Annotated in this window: 13 protein-coding genes; 3 read left to right on the top strand and 10 right to left on the bottom strand. The window is 68.9% G+C overall.

Annotation, left to right across the window (positions count from 1 at the left end; all coding sequences use genetic code 11):
- Nucleotides 1-83 precede the first annotated feature (83 nt).
- Nucleotides 84-1,688 carry a CpaE family protein gene (locus ACEXHE_RS06955; RefSeq protein ID WP_374785215.1) on the bottom strand — a complete coding sequence of 535 codons (1,605 nt, stop codon included), beginning with the start codon at nt 1,686-1,688 and terminating at the stop codon, nt 84-86.
- The gene (locus ACEXHE_RS06950; protein WP_374785214.1) at nt 1,688-2,332 is read right to left on the bottom strand and encodes a flagellar biosynthesis protein FlgA; all 645 of its coding nucleotides are present in this window, start codon (nt 2,330-2,332) and stop codon (nt 1,688-1,690) included. Before ACEXHE_RS06950 ends, ACEXHE_RS06955 begins: the two co-directional genes overlap by 1 nt.
- A 258-nt stretch (nt 2,333-2,590) precedes the next feature.
- Between ACEXHE_RS06950 and ACEXHE_RS06945 the strand changes: the two genes are divergently transcribed.
- A complete protein-coding gene (locus ACEXHE_RS06945) occupies nt 2,591-2,830 on the top strand; it encodes a helix-turn-helix domain-containing protein (protein WP_356967672.1) in 240 nt (79 codons plus the stop codon).
- On the opposite strand, the gene ACEXHE_RS06940 is transcribed toward ACEXHE_RS06945, so the two are convergent.
- Complete coding sequence (locus ACEXHE_RS06940) at nt 2,812-3,375, bottom strand: hypothetical protein (protein ID WP_091693602.1); 564 nt, start codon at nt 3,373-3,375, stop codon at nt 2,812-2,814. The genes ACEXHE_RS06945 and ACEXHE_RS06940 overlap by 19 nt on opposite strands.
- A 226-nt stretch (nt 3,376-3,601) precedes the next feature.
- Here ACEXHE_RS06940 and ACEXHE_RS06935 point away from each other — a divergent pair, with 226 nt between their 5' ends.
- Together ACEXHE_RS06935 and ACEXHE_RS06930 are read left to right on the top strand one after the other, a co-directional pair.
- Nucleotides 3,602-4,408 carry a LysM peptidoglycan-binding domain-containing protein gene (locus ACEXHE_RS06935; RefSeq protein WP_374785213.1) on the top strand — a complete coding sequence of 269 codons (807 nt, stop codon included), beginning with the start codon at nt 3,602-3,604 and terminating at the stop codon, nt 4,406-4,408.
- 90 nt (nt 4,409-4,498) lie between these two features.
- Nucleotides 4,499-4,984, top strand: a complete 486-nt coding sequence (locus ACEXHE_RS06930; RefSeq protein ID WP_374785212.1) for an Rv3235 family protein — start codon at nt 4,499-4,501, stop codon at nt 4,982-4,984.
- Between the two features lie 28 nt (nt 4,985-5,012).
- On the opposite strand, the gene secA is transcribed toward ACEXHE_RS06930, so the two are convergent.
- The 7 genes from secA to mtrA form a co-directional block, all read right to left on the bottom strand.
- Nucleotides 5,013-7,757 (bottom strand): preprotein translocase subunit SecA, encoded by a 2,745-nt coding sequence (gene secA, locus ACEXHE_RS06925; RefSeq protein WP_374785211.1) that lies wholly within the window; start codon nt 7,755-7,757, stop codon nt 5,013-5,015.
- 102 nt (nt 7,758-7,859) lie between these two features.
- Nucleotides 7,860-9,125 (bottom strand): winged helix-turn-helix domain-containing protein, encoded by a 1,266-nt coding sequence (locus ACEXHE_RS06920; RefSeq protein WP_245760531.1) that lies wholly within the window; start codon nt 9,123-9,125, stop codon nt 7,860-7,862.
- Between the two features lie 88 nt (nt 9,126-9,213).
- Nucleotides 9,214-9,888 (bottom strand): ribosome hibernation-promoting factor, HPF/YfiA family, encoded by a 675-nt coding sequence (gene hpf / locus ACEXHE_RS06915; RefSeq protein WP_374785210.1) that lies wholly within the window; start codon nt 9,886-9,888, stop codon nt 9,214-9,216.
- Between the two features lie 184 nt (nt 9,889-10,072).
- Nucleotides 10,073-10,921: a ComF family protein gene (locus ACEXHE_RS06910; RefSeq protein WP_374785209.1), complete on the bottom strand. Its 849-nt coding sequence runs from the start codon at nt 10,919-10,921 to the stop codon at nt 10,073-10,075.
- A gap of 196 nt (nt 10,922-11,117) precedes the next feature.
- On the bottom strand, nt 11,118-12,824 hold the full coding sequence (locus tag ACEXHE_RS06905; protein WP_374785208.1) for an LpqB family beta-propeller domain-containing protein: 1,707 nt from the start codon (nt 12,822-12,824) through the stop codon (nt 11,118-11,120).
- Entirely contained in the window at nt 12,821-14,506 is a 1,686-nt protein-coding gene (mtrB, locus tag ACEXHE_RS06900) for an MtrAB system histidine kinase MtrB (RefSeq protein WP_374785207.1), read from the bottom strand. Before mtrB ends, ACEXHE_RS06905 begins: the two co-directional genes overlap by 4 nt.
- An 86-nt stretch (nt 14,507-14,592) precedes the next feature.
- Nucleotides 14,593-15,270 (bottom strand): MtrAB system response regulator MtrA, encoded by a 678-nt coding sequence (mtrA, locus tag ACEXHE_RS06895; RefSeq protein WP_356967687.1) that lies wholly within the window; start codon nt 15,268-15,270, stop codon nt 14,593-14,595.
- Nucleotides 15,271-15,492 lie beyond the last annotated feature (222 nt).

Below are 15,492 nucleotides of genomic sequence, written 5' to 3'. Positions count from 1 at the left end.
GGACACACTATCGACCGGCCCCCAGGGGTGCGAACTGACAGATGCACAGTGCCGAGGGTGTGTCGGTGGGCAGACGTCCAGCCTCAGGCCGGGGTGGCCCAGCGGCTCAGAGCCTTGCGCAGCGCACTGTTCGGGGCAGCCTCGGCGAGCACTTGTCCGCCCAGCAGGGCACGGTCCAGGGACTTCCGGTCCCAGGGCAGGAACCCGGCGATCTCGCGCTCCGGTCCGAACCGCTCCCAGACCGCCTGGACCTGGGCCTGAGGGGTGACTCCGGAGGAATCGGCACGGATCTGGTTGAGCACCACCTCGATCACCGCTGTGGTGCCCGTGGACTCCAGTTCGTCCAGCCCTCGGATCAGGCGGGGCAGGCCGACCGGGTCACCGGTGCCGACCGCCAGGATGCGGTCGGCGGCCATGACGCCCACGCGGGTCGCGGCGTTGCGCTGAGGGGCCGGGACGTCGAAGCTGAGCTCCTCGTCCTCTTCCAGACAGAATCCGACGTCGACCACGATCTCCTGCCATTCCTGCCTGGCGATCTCCAGGACGGTCTCCACGGCAGGACGGCGCAGCTCCGGCCACCGGTCTGCTCGGGTCAGGCCCGTCAGCACGTCCAGTGCTCCCCCGGCCACGCGTGCTGTAGCGGCTGCGCGACGCAGGGACGCCCCACTCAGTGTTCCCTGGTCTGCGGCATGGCAGGCCCGGGCGATGCCTGCGGTCTCCTCCAGCAGACCCAGGTGCACGGCCGCCGCGGACGCGTAGGTGTCCAGATCGATCAGCAGTGCGGACCGTCCCTCCATCACCATCTCCACGGCCAGGTTCACCGCCACCGTGGTGCGTCCCGGGCTGCCGGCCGGACCCCAGACCGTGGTGATGCGAGGGCCGCTCCCCTCCCCGCCCTGGGTCTCCGTTCCGTCCGGTCCAGCGCTCTCGGTCGACTCAGCGTTGGAGGAACGGCGACGGTTCAGCAGGCGTCGCCAGACTGTGCTGCGCCCGTCCCCCGGGCCGGAATGGCTCTGATCTGCATCAGCCAGGGACTCTTGGCCGTCGCCGTCGCCCCTTCCCGGCGCCGCGGTCGACTCCCTGACTGCCTGACTGACAGACGCCGTCTGGCTGGTGCCGCCCGAGAAGAGGCCGGCAGGTCCCACGCTCAGCCGTTCACACGACGAGGAGGCCTCCTCTGTCGCCCCGTGATCATCGTTGACGAGGGCCTGGTCCGACTCCTCGTCTGCCACCGGATCGGAGGACAGCTGCCGTTCCAGATGTGCGATCTCCCGGGAGACGCTCGAGTCCCTTGCCGTGGCCGGTCGCCAACGAGCCGATCCCGTGGCGCGGGTCTGCTCCACCGACTCGATGACGAGATCGGCCACCTCCTGGGCAGGCGCGTCGGAGGCCAACACCGGCACCCCCAAGCCCGCCAGCCGGTCACGTTCGGCTGGGCTCGGGGCCAGGGCCACCACCGCTATCGGACGATGTGTTCCGGCGTCCAGGCTCTCCAGGAAGGTCAGGGTCAGCAGGTCGACATCGCCAGCCACGAGCACGGCCTCGGCCAGTCCGGCACGCGCGACCGAGACGAGCTCAGCCAAGGACTCACAGCGCCGGATGACCGTCACCGGACCCCGCAGCTGCTCCAACGCCGTGACATGGTCGTGTTCCGGCGACACCGTCGTCGCGACAGGGACGTGGCGCATCAGCCCGCCGTCCCTGCGCCCACGGAGGGCACCACGCTGATCTTCGCACCGTTGGCCTTGGCCTCCAGCACGGTGGGCAGCTGCTCCGGGCCCAGCAGGATCTGCACGACGGTGGTGGTGCTGGCTCCGAATGCTCCACTGGACTCGCCGACCTCGGCCAGTTCAGCGGACTCCGCCACCAGCACCGGCGTGGAGTACTCCTGGTTCTGGACCGCCTCTGCGATCCACAGATCCACCCGATCGCCAGGCTCCACACCCGCTGGCAGAGGGTCCTGCAGCGAGACGGCGACCGGCTGACGTCCGGCCGGGTCGACCTCGGCCACCGTCTCCGAGGGCAGCAGTTCACCGCGTCGCACTGCTCCCTGGACCACCGAGCCGACGGGAGCGGGCTCGTCAGCATGGAGGTACAGACCCGCGGCGTCACCCAGTTGCGCCTGGACCACGGTGAGCTGGTCCTGGGTGATCTCCCGCCCCGGGACCAGGTCCTGGGAGGCGACCCAGTATCCCTCTGAATGGTCGACTGACCTGACCAGCATCACCACGCCGACCACAGAGAGCACCACCAGGAGAATTCCGGCCGCCAGGCGCGGGTCCTTCCAGCTCGGTCTGCGCAGTCGCGGCGTCTCGTCGTTCTTCGCCTCCATGGGCACCTCCTCGTCGTCAGCCCATGGAGCAGGGATCCCTACCCGCCCATGCGCAGCTTCGACCATGTCGTCAAGTGGACTTCACGCCCCCTCAGGACGCCGGTCCAGCCTAATCAGTTCCGAGGTGGGAATGCGGCCCCGCAGGCTTGACTGTGGACAACGCGGCGGCGACGGGCCGCGCAGATGCGAGAATGGAACCATCAGATACGACCTGGGGACCGGCACCCGGGCTCACTGCCACTGCACGATGGAGGACCGATGCCCCGCTTCCTCACCCTGACCGATGTCGCCGAGACCCTGCAGATCTCCATGGCCCAGACCCGGGCTCTCGTCCGCAGCGGTGAACTCCCGGCGATCCAGATCGGCGGGCGCGGACAATGGCGCGTGGATCAGGTGCGCTTCGACGAGTTCATCGAGCAGAAGCACCATGAGCAGCAGGACAAGGCGCGGTCCCGTGCTGCCGAGAAGTCCCCGGTCGATCAGAGCTCGGACGCCTGAGCTGACCGGACGTAGCCGATGGCATCGAAAGCTACGACGCACACACCGCGCACAGCCTGCCGTCGACGCAGTTCGTCGCGGGCGTGCAGGGCCACGTCGAGGTGGTCTGCACCCACACGGTCGATCGTGCCCTCAGTGAGCTGACGTCCGTCCTGCCCCACGATCGCCAGCGGCACCCTGGCCCGTGCCATGGTGCGGTACACCGCCCCGATTCCCAGGGCCCGGGCGCTGGCCGACCGTTCCGGTGCCACCATCGGGAGACGGTGATCGACGCTCCGGATCGAGGCCAGGGGCACCAGGACGCCACCGGCGTGATCCGTCCCTCCGACCCACGCTGGCCCCACAGTGGAGACCTGGACCTCCACCCTCAGATCCCCTCCCAGGCGCAGCACGAGCCGGTGCCCCACGGCACCTCTCAGTCGATCGACCAGGTGCACCGACGCCGCCTCCCCACGGGTGAGCTCGGCCGCCTCTGCTTCAGTCTCCCGCCAGGCAGCCTGGGCCAGCTGTGCCTCCAGATCTGCGAACAGTCCATCCCACCTCATGACCTCGATCCTAGAGACACCTGGGCCACCTGGCCTGTCGATCTGCCCGGAGAGCCGACTCTGCGGCGCGAATCTCGGATCTGCCCTGCTCACACCCTTTGATGTCATTTAGTGTCAGTTGATGTTGTCTCGTATCTTTTGCAGTCTCTTGACACTGGTTGCTGTGCACTGATAGCAATGGTGCAGGACATGCCGTACGGGACGGCATGACGAGGGAGTGACGATGATGACCGATCACACAGCACGACTTCGGGCGGAGGACGTGGTCCTCACTGTGCTCTGCACGCTGTCAGGGCCGTTGTTCTGGTGGGCTGGAGTCGGCCTCACGGCAGGGGCCCGCACCGCCAGCCCGCTCCACACGGTGGAGCAGTGGCTGGCAGGAGGACTGGCTGCGCTCGGTGCGCTCATCGCCCTGTGGTGGATCGTGGCTGTGGCCGGCGCCCTGCTCGCCGCGGGGGGCACTCGGGCGCGCAGCTCCGTCCTGGCGTCCTGGGGCCGTCGACTCTCCCCGGCGTTCCTGCGGCGCGTGGCGGCGGTCGCCCTGGGTGTCCAGGTGGCCACGGCTGGCGGCGCCTGGGCCGCACCCAGCCTCGACACGGGCGGCACGGATCGGGCGGCAGCCGTCAATGTCCGCGAGACGCCTCAGTCAGACTGGGCCGAGCAGCCCACGCCGAGGTGGACGCATCAGGTCGCTTCGATGCCTGTCTTGGTCTCTGCAGAGGGCTCGGACGCCCCGAGGCCTCATGGGCCTGACGATTCCGTGGAGCATCCGTCACCGGGTTGGGCCCCTGCCCCTCCGCAAACGCGCCCCCTGGGATCCACGACCCGCGCCACCGCGGACGCCCCCACGGTCACCGTCCGGCAGGGCGACTGCCTCTGGGACATCGCCGCCGAAGAGCTGGGTCCTCATGCCACGGACCTGGAGATCGACCGTCGGTGGAGGGCGTGGCACCGGGCCAACCTCGAGACCATCGGTCCAGACCCCCATCATCTGGTCCCCGGGACCGTGCTGACCAGCCCGGCGTGGACCTGACCGCCGATGCATCCAGGGATGCCGACCATGACGACCGATGACCCACACGACGACCGCCCCGACCCCACCCAGACCTCTCCAGGAGCAGACATGACCATCGCCACCGCCACCCCGTCCGAGGCCACTCACACCGCCGTCGGCCCAGGACCCGGCGGCATTCCGTCGGCACTGCGGACCCCGACTGGTCAGTTCACCCCGCACCGCTCACTGCGCGAGGAGGGACTGCGGCAACGAGAACGCGAGCTGCAACGGCATATCCGCAGCCTGGCAGGCATCGTCGCCCAGGCCTGCGTGGAGGCCGAACGGGGCCTGAGGCCGGCCCGTCAGCTGGCGGCATGGCTGGATCTGGAGACGTACGGCAAGATGGCCCGCCGGGCTGACCTGGCCGAGCGCACCCGCACCGGCCGTTCCGCCCAGACCTCCCCCCGCACACTGCAGGCGCGGTGCTGCCAGGTCAGCCCCACCGTCTTCGAGGCCAGCGCCTCCGTGCGCTGCGGTGGACGAGTCCGCGCCCTGGCCATGCGCATCGAACTCCGCCGCGACCGGTGGAAGGTCACCGCTGTCGAGATGGGCTGACCCGTCCGGACGGACGACGGCAGGAGCGTCAGCGGCGCTTGCGCTTGCCGCGTCCCTTGCCGCCGGACGGCGCGTTCGGCGCCGCCCCCTCCTGGTCCTTCTCCGCGGCGGTACCGGTGCGACGCACCTGGGTGGTCACCTCGCCGGAGTCCGACGGGGCGGAGAACCGCAGCGTGGCCGGCTGCCGCGGAGCCTCGAGCCCCTTCACATTCAGCACCGGGGTCATGGTGGCCCCACGGCCGTCCTGCACCCCGGGCAGCGAGGTGGCCGGCTGCTGAGCCTGGACCTCCAGGTTGAACAGATAGCCCACCGACTCCTCGCGAATGGCCTCCATCATGGACTGGAACATGATATAGCCCTCACGCTGGTACTCGACCAGGGGCTCGCGCTGAGCCATGGCGCGAAGACCGATGCCCTCCTTGAGGTAGTCCATCTCATACAGATGGTCCTGCCACTTGCGGCCGATCACCGAGAGCACCACACGACGCTCCAGCTCACGCATGGCCTCCGAACCGATCTGAGCCTCGCGATCCTCATAGGCCAGCTTGGCGTCGGAGACCAGCTCCCGCTTGAGGTCAGCCGGCTTCAGCCGGCCCAGGCCCCCGGACTCCTCCAGCACATCGTCGATCTCGATGCCCACCGGATACATCTGCTTCAAGTCGGTCCAGAGCTGCTCCAGGTCCCAATCCGTGGGCGAACCGACTGCGGTGGTCTCATCCACCATCGTCCCGATGGCGTCCTCCAGGAAGTTCTGAGTCTTCTCGTGCAGGTCGTCGCCTTCGAGGATGCGACGGCGATCCGTGTAGATCGCCTCGCGCTGGCGGTTCATCACGTCGTCGTACTTCAACACGTTCTTGCGCTGCTCGGTGTTGCGGGACTCGACCTGGGACTGTGCGTTCTGAATGGCCGAGGAGACCATCTTCGACTCCAACGCCATGTCATCAGGCACCGAGGAGGAGTTCATGATCCGGGAGGCCGCCGCCGGATTGAACAGGCGCATCAGATCATCGGTCAAGGACAGGTAGAACCGGGACTCCCCCGGGTCTCCCTGGCGACCGGAACGTCCACGCAGCTGATTGTCGATTCGGCGCGACTCATGCCGCTCGGTGCCCAGCACGTACAGTCCGCCCAGTTCACGGACCTCGTCGTGCTCCTTCCTCACGGCTGCTTTGGCCGCCTCCAGCACCTCCGGCCAGACCTGTTCGTACTGCTCCGCGTTCTCCTCGGGGTCCAGCCCACGACGCTGCATCTCGGCCACGGCATCGAACTCTGCGTTGCCGCCGAGCATGATGTCGGTGCCGCGGCCGGCCATGTTCGTGGCCACGGTGACCGCACCCTTGCGGCCGGCCTGGGCGACGATGGCCGCCTCACGAGCGTGGTTCTTGGCGTTGAGCACCTCGTGGCGCACACCAGCCTTGCCCAGCAGCTTGGAGAGGTACTCGGACTTCTCCACCGAGGTGGTGCCCACCAGGACGGGCTGTCCGGCTTCGTGCCGTTCGACGATGTCCTCGACCACGGCGTCGAACTTGGCGACCTCGTTCTTGTAGATCAGGTCCGTCTTGTCGATGCGGTGCACGCCCTTGTTCGTGGGGATCGGCACCACACCGAGCTTGTAGGTGCTCATGAACTCGGCGGCCTCGGTCTCGGCCGTGCCGGTCATGCCGGAGAGCTTGTCGTAGAGGCGGAAGTAGTTCTGCAGGGTGACCGTGGCCAGGGTCTGGTTCTCGGCCTTGATCTGCACGCCCTCCTTGGCCTCGATGGCCTGGTGCATGCCCTCGTTGTAGCGGCGTCCGGCCAGCACGCGACCGGTGTGCTCGTCCACGATCATGACCTCGCCGTCCATCACGACGTAGTCCTTGTCCTTCTTGAACAGCTCCTTGGCCTTGATGGCGTTGTTGAGGAACTGGATCAGCGGGGTGTTCGCGGACTCGTACAGGTTGGTGATGCCCAGCCAGTCCTCGATCTTCTCGATCCCGGGCTCGAGCACACCGATGGTCTTCTTCTTCTCGTCGACCTCATAGTCGGTGTCCTTGGTCAGGCGCGGGACCAGTCCGGAGAAGACGGTGTACCAGCGATTGGCATCGCCCTGAGAAGGTCCGGAGATGATCAGCGGGGTGCGTGCCTCATCGATCAGGATGGAGTCGACCTCATCGACGATCGCGAAGTGGTGGCCTCGCTGGACCAGCTCGTCCAGCGACCAGGCCATGTTGTCCCGCAGGTAGTCGAACCCGAACTCGTTGTTCGTGCCGTAGGTGATGTCCGCGGCGTACTGCAGGCGCCGCTCGGCCGGGTCCTGGTTGGAGAGGATGCACCCGGTCTCCATGCCCAGGAACCGGAAGACACGGCCCATCAGGTCCGACTGGTAGCTGGCCAGGTAGTCGTTCACGGTGATCACGTGCACGCCCTTGCCGGTGAGAGCGTTCAGGTAGGCCGGGGCGGTGGCCACCAGGGTCTTGCCCTCACCGGTCTTCATCTCGGCGATGTTGCCCAGGTGCAGGGCGGCACCACCCATCATCTGGACGTCGTAGTGGCGCTGGCCCAGGGTGCGACCAGCGGCCTCTCGCACAGCGGCGAAGGCCTCCGGAAGCAGCGAGTCCAGGCTCTCGCCGTCGGCAGCCCGCTCCCTGTAGCGGTCCGTCTCGGCGCGCAGGTCGGCGTCGGTGAGCTCCCGGTACTCGTCCTCCAGGACATTGATGGCGTCTGCGAGCCCCCTCAACTGCTTGAGGATCTTCTTGTCCCCGGTCTTGAGGATGCGCTCGATGAAAGATGCCACGTGTGTCGACTCCCTGTCGCCTGCGAACCGGCATGCCGGCGTTCTTAGTGCTCGTCGTAGATCGTCCCGACGCCGTGGGTCCGGGCCGGGCACCCGCTCAGTCTACGGTCTGTTGCCTGAGAGCTCCCTCAGTGCCCTGGTCACCTCCGGCACCAGGTCCCCCGGCGCCTCCGGAGCCATCACCACCTCACCCAGGCCCAGCCATCCGGCCAGCTGCGCCAACTCCTCCACCAGCTCCCGGGAGATCTCCCGCAGAGGTGACCGGCCGTCGTCGGGACCGGTCTGCTCGGACCAGACTCCGCGCACGCTCAGCCGGCCGGCCGCGCGCTCCGCTGCCAGGTCCACCTGCGCCACCAGGTGCTCGCCGAGCAGGAACAGCAGCGGGTAGTAGCCGCGCGTGCGCTGGGCGGCCGGGGTGTAGATCCCGATCCGGTAGCGCACCCCGAACAGCTCCTCCACGCGAGGCCGGTGGAACACCTGCGGGTCGAAGGGGTTGAGCAGGGCGCGGGCCGTCACCGTGCGGGGCGTGCGCGCCGCGGCGTGTCGCCAGGCAGGACGCTCGGTGCCGCTCCAGGTCTGCAGGCGCACCGGTTCCAGTTCTCCGGTGCCCTCCAGGATCCCCACGGCGCCACGCACCTGGTCCTGCCGGATCCGGTAGTAGTCGGCGAGGGAGGCCAGGGTGGCCACGCCCAGGGCAGGTGCGGCGGCGCGCACCAGCTGCAGTGCCGCCTCCTCGGCGGAGGGCAGCCCCGCCGGGCCGGGCAGGGCGTCCGGGACAAGCACGCGTTCGGCCAGGGCGTAGCGGCGTTCGAACTGTGCGGTCCGTCCGGCGCTGGTCACGACGCCGTCCACGAAGAGGTCTTCGAGCACGCGTTTGACGTCCGACCAGTTCCACCCCCAATGGCCGGTGGACCGTGCCCCCGACTGCACCTTGGACTCCAGCTGGCGGGCGGTCAGCGGACGCGATGAGCGCAGCACCTCGATCACCTGTGCGGCGATCTCCTCTCGCCGGGACTCCTCCATCCGGTGGGCGCGCATCCACTCACGCCGCTGGAGGGTGATCAGCGCCGGCCGCAACGGACTGGGCACCAGCGAGGCCTCATGGGCCCAGTACTCCGTCCAGGTGCGCGGACTGCGCTGCCAGCGTCGGGTCAGCGCCTCCACGGGGTACGGGCCGAGTCGGGAGTACAGCGGCATCAGGTGCGCCCGGGCCAGCACGTTCACGGAGTCGATCTGCACCACCTGCAGGCGGTCCAGGATCCGTCCCAGATGGCGCCCGGTGGTCCGCTCCGGCCGCGGCAGGTGGAGGTGCTGGGCGGCCAGGGAGGTGCGCCGAGCCTGGGAGGCGGTGATCAGGGGTGTGCTCACGAAGGTGCTCCTGAGGGGTCCGCAGGGCCTGACACGACGGTGCCCGCCCCGAGTGGGGCGGGCACCGTGTCTGCAGGACCCAGAAGGGTCAGACGGCGGCGCGGTATCCGCGCTCGACCTCCTGGGGTTCGGCGTCCTGGTGGTCCGGGTCCAGGCTGATCACTCCGTAGCTCCAGCCGTGACGCCGGTAGACGGCGGAGGGGCGCTGGGTCTCGGCGTCCACGAAGAGGTAGAAGTCATGTCCGACCAGTTCCATGGCGTCCACGGCGTCGTCGGCGGTCATCGGGGTGGCGGGGAACACCTTCTCGCGGATGCGCACCGGTGCATCGGACTCGGCCTCCTCCGCGGCATCCTGCTGCTGCTGTGCCTGCAGGACCTGGTCCACCAGGAGCGTGCCGGTGTCTGCCGGCGGCAGATCCGCAGTCGCCTGACCCACGGAGCCCTGGCCCCGGCGGTGGTCCTTGCGGCGATCGCGCAGACGACGCAGGCGCTCCAGCAGCTTGCCGAAGGCGGTGTCGAAGGCGGCGAACTTGTCATCGGCCTTGGACTCCGCGCGAATGACCTTGCCCTTGCCCACCACGGTGAGCTCGACGGTCACGTTGCCCTCGGAGTGCCGGTGATGGGCCTCCTTCACCACCTTGATCTCCAGCCGCTGAGCACGAGTGGAGAGCTGCTCGATCTTGTCGAACTTGTCTTCGGCGTACTCCCGGAAACGGTCCGGGATGGCGATGTTGCGGGCAACGTAGTTGACGTCCATGGTCATTGTGTCCTCCTTGGCGCCTGTCGGCTCTCGAAGAATCCCAACCCGTGCGGGCCGGCACTGAGCCGGTGCTTAACGCACGACGGCGGCTGGAAGAAGTCCTCCTTCCCGCCGCCGGCTGGACGGATCCGCATCCGAATCCGTGATTCCACACTAGCCCTTCCGTCACCTGGAGTTAAGCCCCAGATCATGTTCGGTCAGACTGGCGTTCGTCCTGGTCGGCAGGCGGTGAGACGGCGGCCAGCACCACGGCACCGACCGGGACCAGGCCGGTCGAGGCCAGCGCCTGGACCGCGGCGGCGAGAGTGGAACCGGTGGTCATCACATCGTCCACCAGCACGATCGGCGGGACGGGTGCCGCCCTGCTGCCCGAGCTCAGCTGGATCGCCGCACGGGTCGGCCGGAAGCGACCCTGCCCCTGACGGCGACGGCCGGAGACGGTGGCCCCGGAGTGGCTTGCGCGCCCTATTCCACCGGACCGCAGCAGTGCGACGATCCCCTGCGGCGGGCTCCTCCACGGAGCGAGCAGACCGGGGCGCAGCTCCCAGCCGTGCGGGAGCGGGCCGGCCAGCAGTTCGGCGAGTGGATCGTATCCACGACGGCGGAACCCTGCGGCACGGCCCGGCATCGGCACGAGCAGCACCCTGGGCCACCGACCGCGAGGATCCCCACCGATCACGCCGGGGACCAGCTGCTCAGCGGCCACCATGGCCCGATGCAGTGCAGGACGCAGCACCACGGAGAGTCCGGTCCGACCGTGGTCCTTGAAGGCGAGCAGGGCCGCGGCCACCTCATTCCGGTAGGGCGCTGTGGCCACGACCGGGAGCGGCAGCAGATCCTGGCCCAGCAGAGGCAGAGCAGCGGCTCCCTCCTCCGCCCGGTACGGATGCAGGAGTGCGGCACGCAGCCGTGGCTCACAGTCCCGGCACAGGGTGCCCGGCGGACTCGTGCAGACAGCACACAGCGAGGGCAGCAGCAGGTCCATCAGGTCCGCGCAGGCCCCGCCGATCGCGCGGGCTGCTACGGAAGTGACCACGCGGTCCACCGCCTGGGCCCACCCCGTGGATCGGCGAGATCGCCTGCCCACCGCGCTGGCCGTCGTCGTGCCCTGTCCCATGGGGACAGTCCACCAGGGCACCCAGGGGACCGAGGGTGCCGCACCGCGCCCTGGGGACACCCTGCCGGCCCAAGTCAGCTGTGCAGGAGTGCGTAGGCACTCGTCTGCCCGGACCTCAGCCCGGGTAGGACAGGTCCGAGGCCTGGCCGGACTGGGCGCGCCAGTTGGTGCCCAGGCGCATCCAGACGGCGTCCTCCGTCTCGGCGTAGATCGAGTTGTCTCCCGGGGCAGCGGAGAACCCGGTCATCCCCAGCAGCGGCTTCAGGGTGGTCTGTGATCCGTCCAGTCCCAGGAGCTGGGCCTCCACCGGGTCGGTCTCGCTCGGTGCGGCGACGAGCAGCTCCCGCTCCGAGGACCAGTCGACCTCTGAGACCGGGACGCTGGCCTGGAGCCGGATGGGCGTGCCCAGGCCCCGGGGCACCCCTTCCGAGTCCCGGACCACACCGGCCACGAAGACGCTGGCCGACTCCGAATCGCCGGTCACCACGGCGGCCCGTGTTCCATCACGAGAGATCCGCAGGGCGTGCACCTGACGATCCCCCAGCCACTCCGCGCTCAGCTCCCGCCGGTCCTGGCCCCCGCTGCCCGCGCGGACAGCCACCATCTGGGGGGACTCGGTCTGGTCCACCGTCCAGATCCACCCCTCGGTGTCGATGCTGGGACGGGTCAGTCCCGTGCCCCGCAGGATCAGCTGCAGCTGCTGCTCGGTGGTGGCCTCGTAGAGCTCGTCGGAGTCCTCCGTGAGGAAGGCGAAGCGGGTGCCGTCCAGGTTCATGGCCGGCTCGACCGGGATGAGTCCGCCCAGCGCCGCCATCCCACCGATCGGCAGGACCGAGGTGCCTTCGAAGTACACCAGCTGGTCATCGGCGACCGCCACCTGGGTGGAGCCGGCTCCAGGGTCCACGGTGGCCGGCGTGAAGTCCGGCGAGGACTCCCCGATGTCCAGTTCGGCCTGGTCCACGGTCAGCTCGACATCGTTGACCGTGGACAGCCCGTCCAGGGTCAGGGTGATCTGTTCGAGCATGCGCCGCCGCGTGGCCGTGTCCGTCCCCTCCACCGAGGTGGAGGTCAGATCCACCTTGGCTGATCCGGAGCTGACGGGCACGGACTGCCGTGACAGTTCCGCGCCGGGTGGGAAGGCGCTGGTCACCGCGCCGGAGAGGTAGGGCGCCGGACCGTCCAGCAGGGCCGAGACCATGGCCGAGGTGGTGCCGGGCCGATTGACGAACCAGCGCACGTCCGGCACCGCATAGGTGAAGGTCTGGTTGTAGAAGTACAGCGACTGCGCGGCGAAGATGGCTCGGAACTGAGCGGACTCCAGCACCGTCCCGTCCGGCACCTGGGAGATCCTCCACTGACCGTCCACCTCGGTCAGGGTCATGTCGATCTCCTCGGTGGAGCTCTCCGGCATGTGGGTCATGATCCCGCTGTTGTCCACCACCGAGTCGACCTCCAGCTGGACGCTGAGGGCGGTGTCGTCTCCGGTCGGCACCACACTGGGCTGCGAGGTGTAGACCAGGGTCCGGGCGGTGGGCTGCCAGGTGGCCGCGGCCTCGGCGGTGAGGAACTCCCGGGCGGTGGCGTAGTCGTCCTGCACACCCGTGCCGGCGGTGATGAAGCCTCGGACGATCTCCTCCGGGCTGTCCCCCGGGGTGGGGCCTGACGGCGAGAACACGTAGTTGGGCTGGGCATCGGTCCCGCCGATCGGCTCCGCGGTCCCCACCGGGCCCCGGGACGGGATCTGAGCGCACCCGGTCAGGACCAGCACCAGGGTCATCAGCAGGGACAGCACGACGCCGGCCCGGTGACGTGGGGTGATCATGACTCACCGCCCTGAGTGGTGGGGTGGGGACGGAAGCGCTGCAGCGACTGCTCGCGGATGCGGTCCATCACCACGGGGGTCTCCTCCGGGTGGACGAAGTCCAGGTCGGTGGCCAGGCGCCGCTCCTCGGGGGCGAACCGCGGGGGCAGCGCGACCGGAGCATGGTCCACGGTCTGACCACGGCGCCGGGGCACCGTCAGGCGGAACGCCGATCCGGCACCGGGCTCGCCCCAGGCGTCCAGACGCCCGTGGTGGAGCCGGGTGTCCTCCGTGGCGATGGACAGTCCCAGTCCGGAGCCTCCGGTGGTCCGGGCGCGGGCCGGGTCGGCACGCCAGAATCGGTCGAAGACGTGCTCTGCCTGTTCGGTGGTCATGCCGATGCCGTAGTCCCGCACGGCCACGGACACGGTCTGCTCGTCGGATCCGACCACCACGTCCACGTCCCGCCCCTCCCCGTGCTCGATCGCGTTGTTGACCAGATTGCGCACGATCCGTTCGATGCGCCGGGGATCCACATCGGCCACGAAGTCACTGCCCAGCGGGACCAGGTAGATGGTGGAGCCGGCCTTGGCGGCCAACGGCTGGGCTGTCAGGACGACGTCCGCGGCAAGCTCGGTCAGGTCGGTCGGTTCGGCGGCCACGGTGGCGGCGCCGGCGTCGAACCGGGTGATCTCCAGCAGGTCGGCCAGCAGCGCCTGGAACCGCTCGACCTGGTGGTAGAGCAGCTCGGTGGAGCGCCGGTTGACCGGGTCGAAGTCGTCGCGGGAGTCGTAGAGGACCTCGGCGGCCATGGCGACGGTGGTCAGCGGCGTGCGCAGCTCATGGGAGACATCGGAGACGAATCGCTGCTGGATCTGGGAGAGGTCGGCCAGCTGGGTGATCTGGTCCTGGATGTTGTCCGCCATCTGATTGAAGGAGGAGCCCAGCCTCGCCATCTCGTCCTCACCCCGGACCTCCATGCGCACGCTGAGGTCTCCGGCCGAGAGTGATTCCGCGGTGGACGCCGCCTGGCCCACGGGCCGGACCACCGACCGGGTCACGTACAGGGCGATCAGCATGTTGAGCATCACCAGCATGGCGCCGGCCACGATCATCACGCGCATCATGTAGTCCAGGGTGGCCTGGTCGCTGGAGAGGTCGTAGACCAGGTAGAGCGCATAGACGTTGCCCGGGGGCAGCACCACCTGAGTGCCGAACGCCAGACCGGGGGCCGAGGAGTCCGGGCCGGCGGGGAGCTCGACGGACTGCCAGTATGTGCCCGAACCGTTGCGCACCGCATCATTGAGCTCGGTGGGGATGACATCGGAGGGCAGCCCAGAGGACATCTGCCCCACGTAGAGGTTCTGGGACCGGTCCAGGGGCACGAGCTGGAAGTTGCGCGTGATGGTGGCCCCGGTGTCCCCCGCCAGCGAGCCCAGGGTGCGGGTGACCAGGGACGCGGTGCTGTCCTCGTCGGTGGTGTCCGCGTTCTCGAACACGGATCGGACCTGGGTCAGGCCGCGCACGGCCTCGGACTCCACCTGGTCGAACCGTGCGTTGAACAGTCCCGCCGTGATCTGCTGGGTCAGGAACAGTGCCAGCACGGCTGCCGAGACCAGGGTCAGCAGCGCGGTGATGACCACGGTGCGCAGCTGGAGGGAGGTGCGCCACCGGTGACGGGCTGCACGGACCTGCCCGCGCATGGCTCGACGCGATCGGTCCAACCGCGCGGGGGCCGGACGACCGGGGTCCTCGGAGTCTGGTCCGGGCGTCGAATCGGTCACTGAGGTCAGTTCTGGCCGGCCTTGTATCCGACGCCGCGGACGGTGAGGACCACGGCCGGGTTGTCCGGGTCCACCTCCACCTTGGAGCGCAGACGCTGGACGTGGACGTTGACCAGCCGGGTGTCAGCCTGGTGGCGGTAGCCCCAGACCTCTTCCAGGAGCATCTCTCGGGTGAACACCTGCCACGGCTTGCGGGCCAGGGCGACGAGCAGATCGAACTCGAGGGGGGTCAGGGCGATGTCCTTGCCGTCGCGCGAGACCTGGTGTCCGGCCACATCCACGGTCAGGTCTGCGATCCGCAGGGTCTCCGGGGCCTTCTGCTCTCCCTCTCGCAGGCGGGCACGGACGCGAGCCACCAGCTCGGCCGGCTTGAAGGGCTTGGGCACGTAGTCGTCGGCACCGGACTCGAGTCCGCGGACCACATCCGAGGTGTCCGACTTGGCGGTGAGCATCACGATCGGGGTGTCCGACTCAGCGCGAATGGCCCGGCACACCTCGATCCCGTCCATCCCCGGGAGCATCAGGTCCAGCAGGACCAGGTCCGGGCGGGCCGAACGGAACGCGGCCAACGCCTGGGATCCGTCTGCGCAGAACGTCGGCTCGAAGCCGTCATTGCGCAGGACGATGCCGATCATCTCCGAGAGCGCCTCGTCATCGTCCACCACCAGGATCTTGGCCTTCACCACGAGTACCCTCCCAGAACACACACCAGAGCTGTCACGGACATCCAATACCGGCCTCAGGAGCACCGTAGACCCAGGCTCTGCGCTCGGACACGACGGCCCCTCGGGCCACCGCCCCAGCCTATCGGACGGCGTGCCAGTGGACGGTTATAGTCGAGACGTCGGAACGGCGAGCCGTGGGTCGCTCCTGGGACACCGCTTCATCGCCTCGATCACCGCCCC

This window comes from Micrococcus sp. IITD107, from assembly GCF_041927415.1.
Classification (GTDB): domain Bacteria; phylum Actinomycetota; class Actinomycetes; order Actinomycetales; family Micrococcaceae; genus Citricoccus; species Citricoccus terreus.
This window is presented reverse-complemented; position numbering and strand designations above follow the sequence as displayed.

Bases quoted from the DNA above. Each gene is read 5' to 3' on its own strand.
- ACEXHE_RS06940 (WP_091693602.1), bottom strand. From the start codon at position 3,375: ATGAGGTGGGATGGACTGTTCGCAGATCTGGAGGCACAGCTGGCCCAG.
- mtrB (WP_374785207.1), bottom strand. From the start codon at position 14,506: ATGCGCGGGCAGGTCCGTGCAGCCCGTCACCGGTGGCGCACCTCCCTC.
- ACEXHE_RS06950 (WP_374785214.1), bottom strand. From the start codon at position 2,332: ATGGAGGCGAAGAACGACGAGACGCCGCGACTGCGCAGACCGAGCTGG.
- ACEXHE_RS06945 (WP_356967672.1), top strand. From the start codon at position 2,591: ATGCCCCGCTTCCTCACCCTGACCGATGTCGCCGAGACCCTGCAGATC.
- hpf (WP_374785210.1), bottom strand. From the start codon at position 9,888: ATGACCATGGACGTCAACTACGTTGCCCGCAACATCGCCATCCCGGAC.
- ACEXHE_RS06935 (WP_374785213.1), top strand. From the start codon at position 3,602: ATGACCGATCACACAGCACGACTTCGGGCGGAGGACGTGGTCCTCACT.
- ACEXHE_RS06955 (WP_374785215.1), bottom strand. From the start codon at position 1,688: ATGCGCCACGTCCCTGTCGCGACGACGGTGTCGCCGGAACACGACCAT.
- ACEXHE_RS06905 (WP_374785208.1), bottom strand. From the start codon at position 12,824: ATGATCACCCCACGTCACCGGGCCGGCGTCGTGCTGTCCCTGCTGATG.
- ACEXHE_RS06930 (WP_374785212.1), top strand. From the start codon at position 4,499: ATGACCATCGCCACCGCCACCCCGTCCGAGGCCACTCACACCGCCGTC.